Here is a 20,658-nt window from a genome sequence, read left to right as displayed (position 1 = left end):
ACACGGCGCTCGAGAACAGAGTCATTCAAGAGACGTAATTCAGATAGGGTCGATAGTACGGCAGCAGCCGCTTCGCGGAGACGCCGCTCCACAATCCGAATGCGATGATCATGTTGTAGTAGACATTCTTTGCGGGCATTCCGCGCGCGAAGGCCAGCGCTCCACGCAGAGCGCTGGCCTTCGTATGCCAGTCCACATTGAACGAGAAAGCGCAATCGAGGCTGCGCACATGATGGAGCACGCCCGGCGGCATGTATAGGACGTCGCCAGGTTCGACGACGAGTTCCGTCGGATTCGCCCGTCGATAGAGTGGATGCCGAATGCAATCTGGCCTTTCGACGTCGACCGCGCACCATCGCCAATTATAGGGATAGCAATATTCGATCTGCTCGTGAGGAAGCAGCGTGAATTTTTTTCTGCCCAGCACTTGGAAGAACAAATTATGAGTCAGCAGGCAATCGAAATGCAGCGGCGTCATACTTCCCGAGGGTCCGAGAAAGAGCTGCGCGAATGTCGACCACTCTGCGCCGTACCACGCCGGAAAGAAATCTGCGGGAAACCCTTCGAGATCGGCGCCCGCGTCCGGCAATATGCTCTCGAGCGGCACATCGTGCAGATAGGCCGGTCTTTGCGCCGTCGAGTCGCTTTCGCGTCGCGATTCATAGAGCTCCAGAGCGTCGACATAGTCGCCCAGCAGAGCCTGGTCGAGACATATTCCCGAAGGCCCCCACTTCTTGAGGATCACGTTCCGGTCGCCGGCGCGGCGTCGTAGATGGTCCAGATTCCAGAGCGAGAACGCCGCGCAGCCCTTCAGTCCGCCCGAGACGACCACCGGTCGTCGCAAACGAACGTAGTTCTCGACGAACTCGTCGGGAGACAACTGGTCCAGCCGATCGACGCGAAATGCCATCGTCATCTGTCCAACCCTTGATCGGATTACAATCAGGCGATCGGCCGGATCATGGGCCGTTCGAAAACAACGAATTCTGCTCGCGGCGAAGTCGCAAGGGCGGCGGTCGACCGGCGATCGTCGAAACCCGCAGCGCGTCGGCGCCCCGCTCAGGCTTCTCGCGCTTCGGCTTTCGCCATCTGCTCACGTAGACTGAGAGGACGCATGTCGGTCCAGACCTCATTGACGTAGGCGAGACATACGGCCTTGAGCCCTGTCTTGCCGACGGCTCGCCAGCCTTTCGGAATGTCCTTGTACTCCGGCCAGATCGAATATTGTTCTTCGTGATTCACGACGACCGTGTAGATGGCGTTTTCGTCTTCTTCCCAAGCCATGATGAAAGGCCTCCCTAGCATACCGTCTCCGCGGCTCGGACGGCTTCCTGAAAGCGATCGACGATCGCGTCGACGTCCGCCTCGGACGCGATCAGAGGCGGCAGAAACCGCACGACCGCGCCCTGCCTTCCGCCCAATTCCACGATCAATCCGCGGCGCAGACATTCATGCTGAATTTGACGCGCGAGGTTCGGAAACGGCGGCGGCGCGTGGCCGAGAGAGCCGACCGCATCCCTGTCGACGATTTCCACGCCGATCATGAGGCCACGCCCGCGGACGTCTCCGACGCAGCGCGCCTGCGTCGCGACGGAGCGGAGCGCCGCCAGCATATTTCGACCCATTTCCGCGGCATGGCGATCCAAGGCGCGATCGCGAATATGGCGGATCGTCGCCGCGCCGGCGGCAAAGGCGAGCTGGTTGCCGCGAAACGTCCCGGCGTGCGCGCCGGGCTTCCAATCGTCGAGATCGCGATGATACACGATGGCGGACAAGGGAAGTCCGCCGCCGATAGCCTTGGACAATACCAGCACGTCGGGCGTTATGGCCGCATGTTCGAATGCATAAAAACGCCCTGTGCGTCCGAGACCCGTCTGCACCTCATCCATGATGAGCGGAATGCCGCGACGTTTGGTCATGCTGCGTATTTTACGCAGCCACTCGTCCGGAGCCGGATTGACGCCGCCCTCGCCCTGCACCGCCTCGACGATCATCCCGGCCGGAAGCAAGACGCCGCTGTTGGGATCGTCGAGCATCGTCTCGATATATCGCGCTCCCATATCCGCGCCGGCGTCCCCGCCCAAACCAAAAGGGCAGCGGTAGTCCAAAGGATATGGAAGAAACTGAACCTCCGCCGACAGTCCACTGAGCGCGATCTTTGGAACGCTTTCGCCGCTGACGCTCAAAGCGCCATGGGTCATGCCATGATAGGCGCCATGGAACGCGACGATGCCTCTGCGGCCCGTCGCCGTCTTGACGAGCTTCAACGCCGCCTCGATGGCGTCGGCCCCCGACGGTCCGCAAAATTGTATCTTGAAGTTCTTCGCGAACTCCGGCGGCAGACTTTCGAAGAGGTCGCCGATGAAGCGATCCTTGAGAGGCGTCGGCAGATCGAGCGTCTGAAACGGGATCTCTTCGCTCAATGCGCTCTGAATCGCGTCGACGACGACCGCGTGATTATGACCGAGCGCGAGAGCGCCGGCTCCCGCCAGACAGTCGATATACTCCCTTCCCTCGACGTCTCGAACCCTCACGCCGCGACCAGATTTGAGCGCCAAGGGAAGCCGGCGCGGATATGTCCGCGCATTCGATTCGATCGCCTCCTGACGATCGAGATAGGCGTTCCCGAAAGTCGGATAGAATGGACGCCACGCCGGTTCGGGGCTAGAATCGACGTCACTCGCGTTCAACGGCTCCGACGACTGCAGGACATCGATCTTGCTCTGCGCCGCGATCGCGCCCGCGTCTATGAAATTTCTCTCGGAATGCAGCGATTCTTGCGACATCAGGCAAAGTCCTCCCACAGTGGGGTCGACGGCGACCTCACTTCGTCCGACGCAATCGCGTTCAAATACATCCATGCCCTTAGACGTATGGGATCGGCGAAACATGCCAAAAAAATTCGCGCCGCCCCGAAAATCGAATCCGTCTTCGGGGAAGCCGATGACGCCCGGCGCGGCGCTCGCTTATTTTTGCGTCGGCGAGAGACCGCCAACTCGTGAGAAATATCGTATCGGGTTTCGCGACGGAGTGCGCATGACGTGACCCATGTGGAGAGTCCTAACCAAAGATAGCTTTGAAGGCCGATAGTTTTTTCCGCGAGGGCTTCCAAATTGTCGTGCAGATGGTGGTAGACCCGCCTGCTCAGTGGCGAGCGCGTGGCGGTAATTGCGGAGCAGCAAGAAGTCAGCCCCACCGAGGCTTCGGCCATTCTCGGCATCTCGTGGCCGCTCGTCGTGCTGCGGATGGATCGCGGCGATCTCCCCTTCCGCTATGTCGGCAAACATTGCCGTGCCGCGCTCAAAGACGTGCTGGCGCTGAAGACGAAGCTCGACGTCCAAGGTAGCGCGATGCAAGCGCTTGCCGATGATGGGGAGGACTTGCGCGTTCGCTATTCTGATCGCCACCTTGGTCGCGACGCTCTCCGCGATCGATCTCGATGCGCCTGCGCCGATCATCCGTGACGCCGGCGCCGCCATTACCACCGATCGAGACGATCTTTCCGCCGAGCTGCGCCGCTGCGGCGCGCTCGCGCTCCAGGATGCCGAAGACCAGCGCTGTGAGGCGATCTGGACGGAGAACCGCCGCCGCTTCTTCGGCAGGCCGGCGCGGCCGACGCCTCCCACGGCCGCGCCGGCCAATTCCTCTTCGTCCTCCTCCGCATCGAAAGGCGCCGCGCGATGAACAACGTCGGCGTCATCGACTCCTTCCTGAACACTTTTACGACCTATATCGATTCCGGCTTCGGCCTGCTGAAAAGCGACGTCGCCTATCTCTCCTCGACACTGATCGCGATCGACATCACGCTCGCCGGCCTGTTCTGGGCCTGGGGCGCCGACGAGGATGTGATTCAGAGGCTCGTGAGGAAGACGCTCTACATCGGCTTCTTCGCCTTCCTCATTACCAATTTCAACAAGCTCTCGGGAGTGGTCTTCAACAGCTTCGCCGGCGTCGGCCTCAAGGCCGGCGGCTCTTCTGTGTCGACCGCCGATTTCCTGCGGCCCGGCCGTCTCGCTCAGGTCGGCCTCGACGCTGGCCAGCCGCTGCTCGACTCCGCGAGCCAGATAATGGGCGTTGCGTCCTTCTTCGCCAATTTCGTTCAGATCGCCGTGCTGATGATCTCCTGGCTGCTGATCATCAGCGCCTTCTTCATTCTCTCCGTGCAGCTCTTCGTCACGCTGATCGAGTTCAAGCTGACGACGCTCGCCGGCTTCGTGCTCATTCCCTTCGCGCTCTTCAACAAGACCGCCTTTCTCGCCGAGAAGGTGCTCGGCAACATCGTGGCGTCCGGCGTGAAAGTGATGACGCTCGCCGTCATCGTCGGCATCGGCTCGGGCCTCTTTTCGCAATTCACGACGAGCTATGGCGGCGAGCAGCCGACGATCGAGCAGACGCTCTCCGTCGTGCTCGCCGCTCTCGCCATGCTCGGCCTTGGCATATTCGGGCCCGGCATCGCGACCGGCCTCGTCTCCGGCGCGCCGCAGCTCGGCGCCGGCGCGGCGGTCGGCACCGGTGTCGCCGTCGCGGGCGCCGGAATGGTCGGAGGCGCAGCGCTCGGCCTCGCCGGAAGGGGAGCGACGGCCGCCGCCTCGGGAGCGGCCGCCACCGCGCGCGGCGGCGCGAGGCTCGCCGGCGGAGCGACGTCGGCCTATGCGCTCGGCTCGGCCGGCGAGTCCGGGCCTTCGGCTATCGCCGCCGGACTCGCCGGCGTCGGCCGCGCCGCAGGCGCCGTCGCAACGGCTCCGTTCCGGCGCGCGGCCGCACGCACGGCGAGCTCCTTGGCCGAGAACTATTCCGCCGGCGCGCGCGCCGCCTTCACGGCGACCGGCGGCTCGTCGACGACAGGCGCGGTCGGCGACAACGCGACAGGCGGTTCGCCAGGGAATGCGCCGCCCGCCTGGGCGCGGCGCATGAAACGCAATCAGCTCGCGAGCCACGGCGCGACGACCGCCGCGCATGTCATTCAGTCCGGCGACAGCCACGGCGGTGGCCATTCCGTCGATCTCTCACAACAGGAATAGACCCATGTTCCGACGCGCCTCGGTGCGCTATGGCCGCACGCCCGAACCGGAGACGCCCTATCAAAGAGCCGCGCAGGTCTGGGACGAGCGCATCGGCTCGGCGCCAGGTCGCGTACATGATCACCGCCATACTGTGCGCCACGGCGACCGCCGCCTTGCGACGACAGCCGCGTTCGGCCAGCGCCTCACACCAGGTTTTGAGCTTGCCCTTGCCCTTGAATCACGTCACAGCGCAGATACCGCCTCGTATACGAACGTCGCACATCCGGGTCGCCGGCCTTTGAGATGCGTCCCCGAACATCGATCGAAGCGCCGGATTGCCAGCGCCGCGACGTCGACCTGAAATAGGCCGCGATATCGCGTGAACGGCGAAAGCGCGATGGGTCATCGATCGCCGAAATGAAGTTGAGCGCCGTCTCCGGCCCGACTCCGGGAATGTCCTCGAAGCGTCGCGCCGGCTCGCGCGGAGCGACGACCCGAAAGTGGCGCCAGAGAATCGTCGACGCCGAAACATTCGGAGCGAAAAGATTTTTTCGACCGCGGGCAGGCCGAGTTTTCGTCCAGATCCCCTATTACCGTGACATGATATGAATCATTAATTCTCGCCTTTCGTTCCCTTCGGCTTCCCTCCGCGTTTGCCGGGCGTGACGGCGCGGCCGAGCGGCTGCTCCACGGAGGCGATGAAATCCGCGGCTCCCATCGGCCGTCCGTTGACGCTCTTGGTTTCGAAACCTTCGAACGCCATCAACTCTTGGAGCGTCAGCTCCGACAGGTCGGCGAAGCGCGCCACCCGCTTCAACGCCGGCGCAACATCGACGAGCGGGTCGTCGCGGCCGGCGAGATGAGCCGCGACGCCGCCGTGCGGCCAATCCTCGGGCCGCGCCGCGAGGCGAGCGGGCGCCGGATTGACGCGAGATAGCGCAGCGCGGCGACAAGATGCGCCTCGTCCATCGCGACGGAGGCGAATCGGCCCTGAATCAGATGTCCTGTGACGCGCGCGCGGGCGTTGAAAAACGCGGTATAGCGGCGATGCGCTTCCCCACGGCGCGCGACAGCCCCTCCGTCGTCGCGGGCGTGAGGAAGAGATGAACATGATTGGGCATGCAGCAATAAGCCCAGCGGAAGACGCCATTCGCCGCGTGGCGTCCGGCGACGAGATCATGATCGAGCGAGTAGTCCCTGTTTCGCCAGCCCGTTTGCGCCGGGAGTTCAAATCGAATCGCCGAAAAAGCTGTTTTGATTGCGGCTGCCGAAAATTCCTCTTGACCGCTTCGGCGCGCGTTGCCTACCCTGCAGCCGAAGAGATTAGAATTCTGTGGGGCAAGCGGTATGGTCCACGCAAACTATTTGGCGAGAGCGTTGTTCTCGCGTCGATTGATTTGTTCGATGCCTGAAACCGGGCACGGCTATCAAATTCTGAACGAGCATCGAACCATGACATCCGGCAGCATCGCAGCAGATGGCGTCACGCTCGCGATCGTGATGATTTATGTAATTCGTATCCTGTTGGCGTAATTCGGAGATTATGCCTTTAAAGAAAATAATAATATCTGCGCTGCGCAGTTTGACGAGCGTATACCGTCAAGCTCTGCGTTTCACAGCCGGTCGATCGACATACCGAGCTCAAGTCCCCAGCGAAAGTGTCGAGCGCATCGCTAGCGGTTGCGCTTTTTTTTGTATGTTGATGCTCGGATCTTTTTGTCATGCGGAAGAGATCAACGATTCTCGCGACTACGCGCCGGCGTTTCTGGAGATAAACGAGGGGCACTGCGAGGATGCATTTTTTGATTTGGTTAAGATGGCTCAGAGGGGTGATTTATTCGCCCTAAGGGTCTCTTTTGCTTTATTCTTTTATGATGTTTTGCATTTAAACGGAGAACTGGTGAATAGGTCGGCGCTGCTACATGCCTTGTTAATGCATTCGATGGTCGCGGACGAGAAGAGTGTTTTGAAGTGGGTTCCGAGCAACAAAATATTGGAGCGCGCGGCCGAACGTATCCTTCGTTCAGATAATGACTATGGAGTTCGTTGGGGCAAATACGGATGTTTTGCACAGTACTCGCCTTCGCAGTGCGTCAGTTACGCGATCGATATGGGAATTATCCCAGACTTACAGCAGTCTATGCAATTGATGCTTAACTTAAATAACCATACTGTATCTATCACGTGCGGAAACCGTGGAAATCTCGGAGAGCAAAAATGACATCTCGGCCGCTAACGATTGGTGAGATTGCCCTCGGCGCTTCCGTATTTGGAAACTCGCTCGATTATAGTACGATCAGTGTTATTAATAGCACATACCACCCTTTTCAACCAGACAATGTCACGATGACGCCCGATGGCAATATTTATAACAAATATGCGCCAGATGATTATTCTAAGTCGCTATCAGATTCTGCGCTGTTTATCCACGAGCTTGTTCACGTATATCAAATTCAACATGGAGAGGACCCTAGAATTAGGGGGCTTGAAGGACTCATAATAACTGGCGGCGAATACACAGAATTGTACCCATACAATCTGAATGAAATTGAATCATATGATGATTTAAATTTTGAACAAAGAGCGGCAGTTGTAGAGGATTATTTTCGGCTTCAGCATAAAATTCCTGCGCGATGGTCACAAGAAAGCACCTCAATCGAGCGATATAGAGAGATAATCCCTACCGAAATTGTGCCAAAAAGTGATTCTGATGCCGGCCATAAATGTTTTCCTGCAGGCACTCCAATCCAGATAGCACCCGGTGTAAGAGCTGCGATTGAGCAGATCAAAATTGGCGATACTGTTCTCGCCTTTGATCCTTCGAACGGTGCTCTGGTGCCGCGGCGCGTCACTCGCGTTTTCAAAAATGTAACCGAGGAATGGTTGGTGCTCCACGGCGACATGTCTGGAACAGGATCGATCGAGTTGACAGTGACGCCAGGCCATCGCTTCTACACGCCCGCGGGCGACTTCCGTCGTATCGACGAAATCGCTGCAGGCGACCGAAAAATCGTGCTCGCCGATGGGAGCGTGGCCGAGATCACAGCGGAGCGGATCGTCTATTCCGAAGAGACGGCGCATCTCTACGAGCAGGCGGAGCGCGTCATCCACGCATCCATCGGTGGTCTCGCATTGACCCCGAAGATCGAGCGCGGGTGGAAGACCTACAATTTCGAGGTGGAGGAACTGCACACCTACATCGCCGGCGGCGTGCGTGTGCATAATGAATCGAACTTTTTCACCCATCTCATCGACAATGTCGGCAGCTTTCTCGACGAAATCGGCTCAAACGTCTCCTCCCTATTCGACGACATCGGCGCCGGTCTGGACAACCTCTTCTCGGGCTTTGACGATTCTGGCCTGTTCTCTGACTTCTCGCTCGATTTCGGCGATTTCGGACTCAGTGACTTCGGCTTTGGCGACTTCGGCGCCAGCTTCGATCAGGCATCCTGGCAGCAACAGGCTGATTGGGATTGGCAGTTCTGGGACGACTGGTGGAGCGACTGGCCCGTCATCCTCGACCTCGACGGCAACGGGATCAAGATCGATCCGCTGACCTCGTCGAACACCTATTTCGACATGGCGGGCGACGGCTATCAGCATCGCACGGCCTGGGCCGGCGCCGGTGACGCCGTGCTCGCCTTCGACGCCAACAATGACGGTGCGATCAATCAGAAGAACGAGATCGTCTTCACCGAATGGGACCCGACGGCGACCTCAGACATGCAGGCGCTGCTCGATGTGTTCGACACGAACCATAATGGCAAGCTCGACGCAGGCGACGCGAAATTCGCGCAATTCAAGCTCGTCATCACCAATGCCGATGGTAGCAAGACGCTCCAGACCCTGGCGCAGGCCGGAATCGCATCGATCGATCTGAAGGAGAATAATTACGCCCAGACCTTCGTCGACGGCTCGTCGATCGACGGTCAGACGATTTTCACCCGCACCAATGGCGCGACCGGAATCGCGGCGAGCGTCTCACTCGTCTATGACGCCACAGGCCACGCGCTACAGACGGCCACCAGCACGGCTCCGAATGGCGCGGTGACTGTCGATAACAAGGCCTATTCCGCCGACGGCCGGCTCGCGAGCGAGACCATCTCCGTCACGTCCGCGGACGGAAGCTCCCGCACGCTCTCTCAGGACGTCGACGGAGACGGCGTCATCGACCTCGTCCAGTCGCAGCAGACGGTCGTCAATGGCGACGGCTCGAAGACGGTGACGCTGACCGATGCGACCACGGGCGGCGTCAATCTCGACAGGATCGTCACCACGACCAGCGCCGACGGCAGATCGACCACCATCCAGCGCGACATGGATGCGAATGGCGTCTTCGAGCAGACGGAGACGCTGGTCACCGAGGCGGACGGGTCCAAGACGAACATCGTCTCCAATTTCGGCAACGATGGAACCTTGATCAGCAAATCGAGCTACATCACCAGCGCGGACGGCCTGACCCGGACCGACAGGACCGACGAGAATGGCGATAATGTCTGGGACACGACCTCGACCGACGCCAAAAGTACGAATGGCCTGGAACAAGCGGTTATGCTGTATCGGCTTTATCTGGCCGCGCTCGGACGCGAGCCGGATACGGGCGGCTTCAACGGATGGCTCACCTGGCTCAACAGTGGGAACAGCCTGCAGGCGGCCGAGGCGGGCTTCGTCCAATCGCCCGAGGGCCAAAGCAAATACGGCTGGATGACGAACCAGCAATTCGTGGTTCACATCTATAATGACGCGCTCGGTCGAAATCCAGAGCCAGAGGCGGAGCAGGGCTGGACCAACGCCTTGAACACAGGAATGTCGCGCGAAGAATTCGTCGACGTTGTCCTTCACTCATCAGAAATGGCGTTTCATACGGCGGCGTCCGCCTCGTCTTGGCTCGCGGCCAATGGCGGCGAGGTCGAGACGATCACCGACACGAATGCCGACGGATCCCTGCGCGACAAGGTCACGACCTGGACGAGCGTCGACGGGCGTTCGAAAACGTCGCTGTTCGATCTCGACGGCAATGAAACGATCGATCTGCGAACGATCGAGACGATGGCCGATAATTCGGACGGATCATATTCCGTCACCCAAACCAACTATAATTCCGACGGATCGCTGCGCGGCCGCACACACACCTGGCTTTCCGCCGATAATCTTTCCAAGACGAGTTGGATCGACGTGAATGGCGACGGCTATTGGGAGCGCGTAACGACGGATGTGACCGTCGTCGCGCCAGATGGAACCCGGACCGAGACAACCACCGACCTCAATGCCGACGGCTCCGTGCGGGCTCGAACGATCGTCGTGAAAGGGGCCGATGGCCGCTCGCGGACGATCCAGTTCGATCAGAACGGCGACGGCGTGTTCGACACAGTCGAGACGATCGTCGTGGCGGCCAACGGGTCGAGCGTCGATACGATTTCGAACTATACTCCGAGGAACGTCCTGATCGACAGGACTGTAGCGACGACCAGCGCCGATGGCCTCACGCGCATCACGCAGGTCGATGCAGACGCCAATGGATCGTGGGACACCACCACGACCGAAGTAACCGTCAAGAACGGAGACGGATCGTCGACCAAAACGACGATGCTCACCAATTCCAACGGCTCTATACGCGAAAATTCGGTCGTCACGACGAGCGCCAACGGACTGACGGTCACGACGCAAGCAGATCTCGATGGAAATGGCGCCTATGACCTGACGACGACGGACGCGCGCAGCGTCGCGGCCGACAACAGCCATGTCGAGACCGTCAGCCGCAACAATGGCAATGGTTCCTTGCGCGATCAGACGATTACGTCGGTGAGCGCGGATCGACGCAGCACGACGATCAACCACGATATCGACGGCAATGGCGCAAACGATCAGACGGAGACCATTCAGATTCAGTCGAACGGCGCCACAATCGACACGACCTCGAATTTCAACTCCGACGGCAGCGTCAAGAATCAGCTAACGACCACGGAGAGCGCGGACGGCCTCTCCAGCGAGACCGACTTCAGCGAATTGGTGACGCACTACAATTGGATTTGGGTAGGATATTGGATTCCGATCCCCTATCAGTCCCTCGACGTGGTGAAGACCGTGACCGATGTCACAGTCCTGAACGGCGACGGCAGCAGGGTCGGAACATTTACACAGTATAATGGCTCGACGTCCGGTAGCATTCGCGAGCAGATCGTCACGACCGTCAGCGCCAATGGCCTCTCCACCTCCAAACAATGGACAGGATCCAACGGCGGCGCAAGCATCAATCTGGCGTCGAGCGACGTCACGACTTATAATTCGGATGGTTCGACGACACGGGTCGTGATCGATCAGTCGACCGACCCTGGGATGATGTTTTTGTACGGATCGAACGCGCCCATCCTGATCGACAAGGCCGTAACCACGGTCGACGATTCGAATTTGGCGACGACCTATCAGCTCGACGTCAATGGCGACGGAACCTACGATACGATTGACGTTTCGACCGTCACGGTGGACGGCGCCGCCGCGGACACGCTGACCGCCAAGAATCTCGATGGCTCACTGCGCCGGAAGGAGGCCACGACCGTCAGCTGGGACGCGCTGAGACAAAATCTAGCGCGCGACGCCAATGGCGATGGCGTTTATGAGCATTTCGAGAATAGTGGCCAAGAGGCGAGCGGCGCATCGGGCGGCGTCATATGGGAAACCAATTCCAGCGGCGCGCTGAAGGATAGAATTGTCACGCTCGACAGCGCTAACGGTCTGACGGCATTGAAGGCGATCGATGCGAACGGCGATCGCTCCGTCGATTGGTCCCGATCGAGCGTCGAGCGTCTCAATGCGGACGGGAGCCATACCGTCACAACGTCGGATTTCAACTCGAATGGCACACTGCGAGCCCGCATCGTCACGACAGTCAGCGCCAACGGCTTGTCGAAGACATCGCAGATCGATTTGAATGGTCTCGGCTCCGCTATCGAGACAGAGACCGACCTGACGACGCTGAATGCGGACGGCAGCGTGACGCGCGAGGTCGCCGATTTCTACGCAGGGGGAGCCCTGAAAGGAAAATCGGTCCTCACCACGAGCGCCAACGGCAAGTCCGCGACCACGACGATCGATATCGATGGAGACAATGTCACCGACAAGACCGTCTCGGTGACGGAGGGCGCCGATGGCGTCAAAGTCTCGACGATCACGTTCAAGGACGGTTCGACCGCGACGACCACGACGAGCTTCGACGGCCTGACGACGACAATGAACACGTCGGCCGGAATTACTCAGAATAGGACGGAGCTGGGCGACGGAACCGGTAGCTACAATTGGAGCTCAAAAGACTCCTATGGCACCACTATCGGTTCGTCGTCGCATACGATCGATGAGAACAAGATCGACACATATGCCTACTCGAGCTCGAACGCTTCTGGCACGATCCGCATCGAGTCCGACGCGTTGAATCAATATCTCGATTTGGCGGAGCGCTTGTACGACTCGGCCTTCGATCGCGACATGCTGATCGACGAAAAGGAGCTGATCGGCAAATACATCAATTCGTCGACGAATGCGTTGAATTCGACGCAGCTGGCGAACGACCTCATGAACGCGACCGAGTTTTCCACGCGCTATGGCGGGCTGTCGAATCTGCAGTTCGTCGAACGCGTGTTCGAAAATGCGCTCGGCCGCGCTCCTTCTGTCGCCGAGCTCACCGGCTATCTCGGTCAATTGAACGCCGGAGCGCTCAGCCGCGCCGACCTGATGGTTCAGATTTCCGAGAGCGCCGAGCACGTGCTCGTCGGAAACGTCCATGCGACGACGAACAATTCCGTTCAGTCGATGGCGTCCTTGGCGTCGGACCATATTGTCGATCAGCAGCTCGCCAAGGACATGGTCTCGCGCGTATATCAAACGGCTTTCGGACGCGACCCGACCGCCACCGAGCTTTCGGACGGCTATCAGGCGATCGTCGGCGGAGGCGCCAATGAGGCGGGACTGGCGAACAATATCGTCTCGGTTCAATGGGTGTGGTGGCCTTACGTCTCGAATCCGAGCACTTTCGATCAGACCTATGGGGCCTTGTCGAACGCCGATTTCGTTACCCGGATCTATCTGAATTCCTTGGGACGAAACCCGACCGCGACGGAAAGCTCCGATTGGGTGTCGATGCTCGACAATAATAGCGTGAGCCGCGGCGACATGATCTACGCGCTCGCCGAAAGCGCCGAGCATCTGGCCTATATCGGATCCCAGGCGGGCCAAGCGATCGCCGCATCCTATCAGACCCTGAATTTCGCGGAGAATGCGGTCGTTCGTGTTACGGGAAGCGGAAACACGATCAACGCCGGGAACGGCGACGTCCTGACGATCGGCGGCAATGGCGCGTGGGGCGCCAACAATGTCGTCTATATTTCGAATGGCTCAGCGAGCCTGCTCGCCGATTCCCATATGGATATCGTCGGTTCACGCAATGTCGTTACCGCGGACGTGGGCAGCAATATGGGAATATTTGGCGACGACAATATCGTCTCCGCGAAGGCCGATGGCCTCTGGGTGGGAGGATCTGGAACGATCGTCAACGGCTCCAACAATACAGTCACCGTCTTTGCTGGAGTGGATGCGAACATTGTCGGCGACGCCAATACGGTCTATGGCGAGACGGGAGCGAAAATCACGCTTTCGACGAATGGGCAGAACGGTTCCGGCGACGTCGTGAACATGTCCGACGGCTCGCTCGTCATGAGCGGCGGCGCGAAGGCCACGCTCAACGGCTCCGGCAATACGGTCACTTTCGAATTTGGCGACGCTCTGACGCTCACCGGAAGCAATAACAAAGTCGTGTTCGGAGCCGGCAACGACTCCGTCGACGATACGGGCTCCTTCGAGACGTTCATTTTCGAAGCGAATTTCGGCCAGGATCAGATTTCCGGTTTCGACGGCAGCGATCGGATGCAGATCGACAGCTCGATCTTCGCCGATTGGGCGCATCTCATCGGAGCGGCGCAGCAGGTCGGAGCGGATACGGTGATCACAGCGAGCGCGGCGGATGCGATCACGTTGAAAAACGTCGCGGTTTCGAGCCTCAATCAGAGCCAGTTCCAATTTGCCTGATGGTTCTCGACCTCCTGGGTGTGTCTGCAACACGCCCAGGAGAAACGCCGTCGACATCGAATTTCCGGGTAATCCGGGACTTCTGACACGAAAGCGGCGAACACGCTCTGCGCTATTTTTCTCCCGGACCATCCAGCCCGAACCATTTGCCACGGCTCTCTTCGAGATGCGGGGCCGGATCGTAGATCGTCGTCTCCAGCCGCAGCCGTTCGGCCGAAAGGCGGCCGACCGCGGCCAGGGCGGCGTAGGATGCGACGATGCGGTCGCGTTGCGCCGTCACCAGATCGACGCGCGCATTGAGCAGCGCCTGCTGGGCGTTGAGCACGTCGAGCGTCGTGCGCTGGCCCAATTGCGCCTCGTCGCGCACGCCCTTCAGCGCCACCTCCGCCGCCTTCGCCGCGACCCGTCCCGCGGCGATCGAGCCGATCGCCGTCTTCAGCTGGCTGAAGCTCGATACGACGGCGGCGCGCGCCGCATCGCGCTGCAGATCGGCGTTGAAGCGCGCCTGGCGCAATTGCGCCTTCGCTTGGCGGATCGACGCATATTCGACCCCGCCCTGATAGATCGGCACGTTCAGCGCGCCGCTCACCTGCGCTGTGAATTGTCGCGTGCCCGGAATGCCGAAGAAGGATTCATATTGCTGATTGACCTGCAGATTCGCCGAGACGGTCGGAAGCAGCGCGCCTTCCCCGACTTTCACCGCCGACTCGGCGGCGTCGACCTGATGCTGCGCCGCGGTGACGCTCGGATGCTCGGCGAGCGCGAGGGCGATCGCCTCGCTCGAGGACTTCGGCAGCAGTTGCTCGATCGTGGCCGCAGGCTCCAAATGCTGCGGCTCCACGCCGATCACCTGACGGAAATTGGCGGCGCTGGCCTCGAGCGCGGCCTGGGCGGAATTCAGCTCCATCTCCGCATGGGCGAGCGCGGCTTGCGCCTGCGCCACATCGGTCGGGCTCAGCTCGCCGAGCTCTTGCCGATGGCGCGTCACCCGCAATTGCTCTTTCAAGACCGCGATATTGTTTTTGCGCAGGCCGAGAACGGCCGTGTCGCGCAACACATTCATATAGGCGGTCGCGGCGTTTTGGAGCGTCGTCTGTTCTGTGAGCCTCATCGTCGCCCGCGCGGCGAAAACGCCCGACTCGGCCTGACGTATGGAATTATCCGTGCGCCATCCATCGAACAGCGGCTGCGACAGCGCGAAGGCGGCGGCGCGCGGCTCGCCGATCGTCTGCTCTATGCTGTAGAGCCGCTCGTTGGAACTGTTCCGGCCGGCCGGCTGGCGGAGCCGATTGAATTGCGGTCCGCCATTGACGGAGGCGTTGATCTTCGGCCGCATGCCTCCGGCCGCTTTGGCGACATCCTCGTCGCGCACCCACACATTGGCCCGTTGCTGGTTGAGATCGGGATTGCCGACATAGGCCTTGGCCAGCGCCGATTCCATAGTTTCCGCCCGCGCCTCGCGGCCTTCGAGCGAGGCGATCAGAGCCGCTCCGAGCAAGAGGGCTCGCCCGGACGGAACTCCACGAGCACAGGCGGTCGCCGCCCACCGGATCGATTTTCGAAACGCCATCACGCAACGCTCTCGACTCTGGCCGCACTCGACGAGGGCCCATCGGGCTCCCCGCCGTCTTCTCATCTCTCTCGCAACGCCCGCGACGCGGTCTCGACCAGCGGCGAGAACAAATATTCCAGAATCCGCCGCTTGCCGGTCCTGATCTCGACCGACACGGACATCCCCGGCGAGAGGGGAACATCTACGCCATCCACGCTCATGAACCGCCTCTCGGGCGCGACGGTCACCGGAAACACCAAGTTCTGAACACGCTGCGCGCCGCCGAAATAGCTCGTCTTCTGCGACTTGGCCGGATTGGCTTCGGCCGTCTGGGCGTCCGGCTCTGGAATGGCGTCCCGCGCCACACGGGTGACGAAGCCGTCGAGAGAGCCGTAGCGCGTAAATGGAAACGACTCGATCTTGATGACCGCCTTTTGGCCCGCCTGGATAAAACCGACGTCCTTGTTCTCCGCATAGCATTCGATCTCGAGGCCGGCGTCGTCCGGAACGATGCGCATGAGCTCTTCGCCCGGCGAGACGACCTGATGCTTCGACGTGATGGAGAGTCCGAGGACAGTGCCGGCGATCGGGCTGACGAGCGTCATATGACTGGTCCTCGCATGGGCCTTCGAGGCCTTCTGCTCGAGATCGTCGATCTGACGCCCGGCCTCGGCGAATTTCTGGGCATTGTCGGCAATGAAGCTCTCGAACGCCTTCTCGCGCTCCTTATTGAGAACATCGACATTGGCGCGCGCCTCGAGGAGCTGGCCCTTCTGCGTCGCCAGCGCCGTCTGCTGATTCTGGAGCGTCTCCTGCGCATCGAGCAGGCTCGCCGGCGCGATCGCCTTGCGCGCGACCAGCGCCGCGCGCATGTCCACGCGCTTCCTCAACGTCTCGACGAGAAGCTCCTGCGCGACGATCGTATTCTCGAGGCGCTTTTCTTCGGCATGCTTCTCGATGATCTGAGCCTCGAAGCTCTGCGCCGAGGATCGCAATTGCGACAAATCGCCCTCGAGAACTCTCTGCTCGCGTCGGCGCGTGTCGATCGGAATATCGTCCGGCCAGTCGATCCTTTGCGCCTGCGCGACCTCGCGTCGCTCCCCAGCGGCGATAGCGGCCTTGCGCCGCAGCCATTCGGCGCGAAAGGCGGTGAGCGCCGCCTTGGACGATGTCTCATCCGCCGCGGCCTCGGTCGAATCGAGCTCGACCAGAATGTCTCCAGCCGCGACATGCCGCCCATTCTCCACGTGGACGACGGCGACCTTGCCGATCTCTAGAGACTGCACGGTCTTCACGCGACCGGACGGCTGGATTTTTCCTTGGGCCGTCGCCAATATGTCGATCTCGCCGAAATAGCTCCAGCCAATCGCGAAAACCACCAGTAGGCAGATGCTCCACAACAGGCCGATCTGGATCGGCGAAGGCGGCGTCTCCAGAATAGCGAGCGCGGCCGGCAGGAACTCCTGGTCGGAGCGCGTCATGCGCTGTCGAACCGCGTCTCTCTGTTTGTCGGCGAAGCGGCTCCAGATCGTCATCCCGCCCTCGTCAGATCGTTCTGCAACGCCCAAAGGTGCGCATAGACGCCCTTCTTCGCGAGCAGCTCGTCATGCGTCCCGACCTCGACGATACGTCCTTCATGCATGCCGATGATCTTATCGCAGGGACGCACCGCCTGAAGCCTATGGGCGATGATGATGACGGTGCGGCCTTTGACGATCTCGAACATGTTCTTCTGGATCACGCGTTCACTCTCGTAGTCGAGCGCGCTGGTCGCCTCGTCGAAGATGAGGATCGGCGGATTCATCGCGAGCGCGCGGGCTATGGCGATGCGCTGCCGCTGGCCGCCCGAGAGATTGGCTCCGCGCTCCTCGATCACCGTATCATAGCCGCGCGGTAGCTTGCCGACGAACTCGTCGGCGCCGGCGAGCCGCGCCACGGCCATCACCTGCGCGCGCGACATGGAGGGGTTGGAGAGGGCGATATTGTCATGGATCGAGCGGTTGAACAGAAGATTTTCCTGCAGCACGACGCCGATCTGCGCGCGCAGCCAAGCCGGGCTCACCTGCGAGAGATCGACGCCATCGACCAGCACCTGCCCCTCCTCGGGCAGATAGAATCGCTGAATGAGCTTGGTCAGCGTCGATTTTCCCGACCCCGAGCGGCCGACCACGCCGACGACTTCGCCCGGCCGGATCGACAATGAGATATTCTTCAGCGCCTCGGGCGCCCCCGGGCGATAACGGAAGGCGACATTGCGCAGCTCGATCGCGCCCTTGGCCCTCGGCAGATGGCCATGCGCGACATTCAGCGGCTCGGTCGGCATATTGAGAATGTCTCCGAGCCGATCGATGGAGATTTGCACCTGCTGGAAGTCCTGCCAGATCTGCGAAAGCCGCAGGATTGGCTGAGCGACCTGTCCCGAGATCATGTTGAAGGCGACCAGCTCTCCGACCGACAGTTCGCCGTCTATCACCGCCTTGGCGCCGAACAGCAGCAGCGCCGCACTGGTCAGCTTGCTCACATATTGAATCGCGCTCTGCCCGCCCGCGCCGACCAGCCCCGCGTCGAAAGAGCAGGAGACATAGGCGGCGAGCTTCTCCTCCCATTGCGCCTGCATGGTCGGCTCGACGGCCGCCGCCTTGATGGTCTGCACGCCGACGATCGCCTCGACGAGCATCTGCTGGCTTTCGGCTCCGCGATTGAACTTTTCCTTGATCAGCTCGCGAAGCGCTGGGCGAACCAATTGCGCGATGAGCAGATAGAGCGGGATGGAAATTAGAACGATCAGCGTCAGCTTCCAGGAATAAGCGAAGAGGACGATGATGAAGACGATGGTGAAGAAGATGTCGAGCGCCGAGAACAGGCCTTGTCCGGTCAGAAAGGAGCGGATGGTCTCGAGCTCGCGGACGCGCGCCACGGTCTGTCCGGCCGAACGTGTCTCGAAATAGCTCATCGGCAAGCGGAAGAGATGAAAGAACAGGCGTCGCCCGAGCTCGACGTCGATCCTGTTGGTCGTATGCGACAGCGCATAGCTGCGCAGATATTGCAGGATGACGTCGAACAGGCCGATGACGGCGAGGCCGCCGACGAGGACGAAGAGCGTGTCGTAGCCCTTATGGCTGAGCACCTTGTCGATCACCACCTGGAAGAACAGCGGCGTCACGAGCGCGAAGATCTGCACGACGAAGGAGGCGGCGATCACATGCGCGAGCGGGCGCCGGTAGCGCCAGATCGACGGCAGGAACCATTTGAACCCGAATGTCTGCGGATCGACGCCGGCGCCGCCGAGCTTACGGGAAACGAGGATCGCCTCGCCGCCCATCTCCTCGACGAGCCGTTCGAGCGGCAGCTCGCGATCCATCCGCGTGACGGGATCGACGAGCCGATAGCTGCCGGACGGGAGTCGTCCGCCGAGCACCTGGAACGAGCCATCGCGCATTCGGATGATCGACGGAACCGGTAGAGCGCCGATGCGGTTTTCGTCGGGATCGACGATGATGCGCGCCTTCAGGCCGATCAGAAGGGCCGCGCGCACGATATCCTGAGAACTCGCCGGTCCATCACGCAGCGCGAGTTCTCGGCGAATATGCGCCGGATCCGCCACGATCCGATAATAGGCGGCGACGCCGCACAAAGCCAAAAGGCCGGCGTCGACACTGACTGCTGCGACCTCGGGTCGCGGATTCTCGTTCATTGGCGCCGCTGGCGAAGTGAAAGGTCGAGATCCGCGTTACGCTCCGCGAAAACGAAATGCGAGGCGAAAGCCGATGCGCCGATCGGAGCCGCGGCTGGATAGGCTCCGGTGACGAAACAGGAGGGCGCGGCCGAAGTCATCGGAACGTAAGCGCTGGGCCGCCCCGACGACGATGGAGCGTCGCGGCGTCTAGGAATGAGCTGGAGGCGTCGGGGGAGAACATCATCATTGCTGAAGCAATCGTTTGCCACCAAAATAATTTGATCAAACTCACGAATCGGGCGCGTGTAGCTCTCGGCAAAAGGTCGCTCGGGCCGACCCGAGAAGGCGGCGATGGGCCCCGCGACTATCCTGCACTACCTAAGTGACTGTTTCAAGCAATTGTTCATAGACCGACCATGAAAATGAAACCGCCCCGAGGATCAGATCGGGGCGGTGATTGATTTATGTAAGAAGTGGTTGCGGGGACAGGATTTGAACCTGTGACCTTCAGGTTATGAGCCTGACGAGCTACCGGGCTGCTCCACCCCGCGCCAAGGACGACGGCCACTCTCGAAAGGGCGGGCCGAAGACGAGAAAGGGGAGTACCGAATGGCGAATAGATATCGTCTACTCGCTCTTCGCTACTCCCCATTCGCACATCGTAGATAAGGAAACTCTTGCCCTTTGCAGGCCTGGCGACGACCTACTCTCCCAGGTCTTGAGACATAGTACCATTGGCGCTGAAGCGTTTGACGGCCGAGTTCGGGATGGGATCGGGTCTGATCGCTCCGCCGAGGCCACCAGGCCGGCAAAGGGCAAGTTTGAAGCAAACTGTGATTGGTCTTTCGATCGCGCCATCTGGGAAGATGGGCATGGATTAATGAGAACGATCAAGCCGATCGAGCTATTAGTACCGGTAAGCTCCGCGCGTCGCCGCGCTTCCACACCCGGCCTATCGACGTGGTCGTCTTCCACGGCTCTCGAGGGAGAACTCGTTTCGAGGTGGGTTTCCCGCTTAGATGCATTCAGCGGTTATCCCGTCCATACATAGCTACCCTGCACTGCGGCTGGCGCCACAACAGGTCCACCAGAGGTATGTTCATCCCGGTCCTCTCGTACTAGGGACAAATCCTCTCAATTCTCCGACACCCACGGCAGATAGGGACCGAACTGTCTCACGACGTTCTGAACCCAGCTCACGTACCACTTTAATCGGCGAACAGCCGAACCCTTGGGACCTTCTCCAGCCCCAGGATGTGATGAGCCGACATCGAGGTGCCAAACAACCCCGTCGATATGGACTCTTGGGGGTTATCAGCCTGTTATCCCCGGCGTACCTTTTATCCGTTGAG

12 protein-coding genes, 1 tRNA gene, 2 rRNA genes and 3 pseudogenes are annotated in these 20,658 nt (G+C 60.5%); 7 read left to right on the top strand and 11 right to left on the bottom strand.

Translation table 11 applies throughout. From position 1 onward, the window contains the following. Positions 1-25 precede the first annotated feature (25 nt). The 3 genes from FMZ75_RS15900 to FMZ75_RS15890 form a co-directional block, all read right to left on the bottom strand. Positions 26-916, bottom strand: coding sequence for a cupin-like domain-containing protein (locus FMZ75_RS15900; protein WP_166144122.1), 891 nt, complete (start codon positions 914-916; stop codon positions 26-28). 143 nt (positions 917-1,059) lie between these two features. Further along, positions 1,060-1,284: an MbtH family NRPS accessory protein gene (locus FMZ75_RS15895; protein ID WP_108916719.1), complete on the bottom strand. Its 225-nt coding sequence runs from the start codon at positions 1,282-1,284 to the stop codon at positions 1,060-1,062. Positions 1,285-1,298: 14 nt separating this feature from the next. Further along, positions 1,299-2,786, bottom strand: a complete 1,488-nt coding sequence (locus tag FMZ75_RS15890; RefSeq protein WP_166144121.1) for a diaminobutyrate--2-oxoglutarate transaminase — start codon at positions 2,784-2,786, stop codon at positions 1,299-1,301. A 354-nt stretch (positions 2,787-3,140) separates the two neighbouring features. On the opposite strand from FMZ75_RS15890, the pseudogene FMZ75_RS15885 reads away from it, so the two are divergent. The 4 genes and pseudogenes from FMZ75_RS15885 to FMZ75_RS15870 form a co-directional block, all read left to right on the top strand. Beyond that, positions 3,141-3,395: pseudogene (locus FMZ75_RS15885) on the top strand (DNA-binding protein); the annotation flags it as partial. A 13-nt stretch (positions 3,396-3,408) separates the two neighbouring features. Then, positions 3,409-3,684 carry a putative entry exclusion protein TrbK-alt gene (gene trbK-alt, locus FMZ75_RS15880; RefSeq protein WP_246729009.1) on the top strand — a complete coding sequence of 92 codons (276 nt, stop codon included), beginning with the start codon at positions 3,409-3,411 and terminating at the stop codon, positions 3,682-3,684. Next, complete coding sequence (gene trbL, locus FMZ75_RS15875; RefSeq protein ID WP_166144119.1) at positions 3,681-5,021, top strand: P-type conjugative transfer protein TrbL; 1,341 nt, start codon at positions 3,681-3,683, stop codon at positions 5,019-5,021. The genes trbK-alt and trbL overlap by 4 nt, the downstream gene beginning before the upstream one ends. 4 nt (positions 5,022-5,025) lie before the next feature. Continuing rightward, positions 5,026-5,124: pseudogene (locus FMZ75_RS15870) on the top strand (conjugal transfer protein TrbF); the annotation flags it as partial. Here FMZ75_RS15870 and FMZ75_RS21635 read toward each other — a convergent pair. Further along, a pseudogene (locus FMZ75_RS21635) lies at positions 5,125-5,554 on the bottom strand (transposase); the annotation flags it as partial. Positions 5,555-5,616: 62 nt separating this feature from the next. Then, complete coding sequence (locus tag FMZ75_RS15860) at positions 5,617-5,811, bottom strand: hypothetical protein (RefSeq protein ID WP_166144118.1); 195 nt, start codon at positions 5,809-5,811, stop codon at positions 5,617-5,619. 301 nt (positions 5,812-6,112) lie between these two features. Here FMZ75_RS15860 and FMZ75_RS15855 point away from each other — a divergent pair, with 301 nt between their 5' ends. The 3 genes from FMZ75_RS15855 to FMZ75_RS15845 all read left to right on the top strand — a co-directional run bounded on the left by FMZ75_RS15855 (position 6,113) and on the right by FMZ75_RS15845 (position 14,078). Further along, entirely contained in the window at positions 6,113-6,415 is a 303-nt protein-coding gene (locus FMZ75_RS15855; RefSeq protein WP_166144117.1) for a hypothetical protein, read from the top strand. A gap of 284 nt (positions 6,416-6,699) precedes the next feature. Further along, a complete protein-coding gene (locus FMZ75_RS15850) occupies positions 6,700-7,224 on the top strand; it encodes a hypothetical protein (RefSeq protein ID WP_166144116.1) in 525 nt (174 codons plus the stop codon). Between the two features lie 710 nt (positions 7,225-7,934). After that, complete coding sequence (locus tag FMZ75_RS15845; protein ID WP_370464731.1) at positions 7,935-14,078, top strand: DUF4214 domain-containing protein; 6,144 nt, start codon at positions 7,935-7,937, stop codon at positions 14,076-14,078. A gap of 112 nt (positions 14,079-14,190) precedes the next feature. On the opposite strand, the gene FMZ75_RS15840 is transcribed toward FMZ75_RS15845, so the two are convergent. The 6 genes from FMZ75_RS15840 to FMZ75_RS15815 form a co-directional block, all read right to left on the bottom strand. Next, positions 14,191-15,576 (bottom strand): TolC family outer membrane protein, encoded by a 1,386-nt coding sequence (locus FMZ75_RS15840; RefSeq protein WP_246729008.1) that lies wholly within the window; start codon positions 15,574-15,576, stop codon positions 14,191-14,193. Positions 15,577-15,710: 134 nt separating this feature from the next. Next, a complete protein-coding gene (locus tag FMZ75_RS15835; protein ID WP_166144113.1) occupies positions 15,711-17,165 on the bottom strand; it encodes an HlyD family type I secretion periplasmic adaptor subunit in 1,455 nt (484 codons plus the stop codon). After that, positions 17,162-19,324, bottom strand: a complete 2,163-nt coding sequence (locus tag FMZ75_RS15830; RefSeq protein ID WP_166144112.1) for a peptidase domain-containing ABC transporter — start codon at positions 19,322-19,324, stop codon at positions 17,162-17,164. The genes FMZ75_RS15835 and FMZ75_RS15830 overlap by 4 nt, the downstream gene beginning before the upstream one ends. 456 nt (positions 19,325-19,780) lie before the next feature. Further along, positions 19,781-19,857 (bottom strand) — tRNA-Met (locus FMZ75_RS15825). A gap of 139 nt (positions 19,858-19,996) precedes the next feature. Next, a 5S ribosomal RNA gene (gene rrf / locus FMZ75_RS15820) occupies positions 19,997-20,111 on the bottom strand. Positions 20,112-20,192: 81 nt separating this feature from the next. Next, positions 20,193-20,658: ribosomal RNA gene (locus FMZ75_RS15815) — 23S ribosomal RNA — on the bottom strand; the annotation flags it as partial.

Source organism: Methylosinus sp. RM1, assembly GCF_011378635.1.
In the GTDB taxonomy this organism is placed as follows: Bacteria; Pseudomonadota; Alphaproteobacteria; order Rhizobiales; family Beijerinckiaceae; genus Methylosinus; species Methylosinus sporium.
Note: the sequence above shows the minus strand (reverse complement) of the source record. Positions and strands in the feature narration are given on the sequence as shown.

Coding starts and splice junctions, on each gene's coding strand:
- FMZ75_RS15900 (WP_166144122.1), bottom strand. CDS start 916: ATGACGATGGCATTTCGCGTCGATCGGCTGGACCAGTTGTCTCCCGAC.
- FMZ75_RS15895 (WP_108916719.1), bottom strand. CDS start 1,284: ATGGCTTGGGAAGAAGACGAAAACGCCATCTACACGGTCGTCGTGAAT.
- FMZ75_RS15850 (WP_166144116.1), top strand. CDS start 6,700: ATGTTGATGCTCGGATCTTTTTGTCATGCGGAAGAGATCAACGATTCT.
- FMZ75_RS15855 (WP_166144117.1), top strand. CDS start 6,113: ATGATTGGGCATGCAGCAATAAGCCCAGCGGAAGACGCCATTCGCCGC.
- FMZ75_RS15835 (WP_166144113.1), bottom strand. CDS start 17,165: ATGACGATCTGGAGCCGCTTCGCCGACAAACAGAGAGACGCGGTTCGA.
- trbL (WP_166144119.1), top strand. CDS start 3,681: ATGAACAACGTCGGCGTCATCGACTCCTTCCTGAACACTTTTACGACC.
- FMZ75_RS15890 (WP_166144121.1), bottom strand. CDS start 2,786: ATGTCGCAAGAATCGCTGCATTCCGAGAGAAATTTCATAGACGCGGGC.
- FMZ75_RS15830 (WP_166144112.1), bottom strand. CDS start 19,324: ATGAACGAGAATCCGCGACCCGAGGTCGCAGCAGTCAGTGTCGACGCC.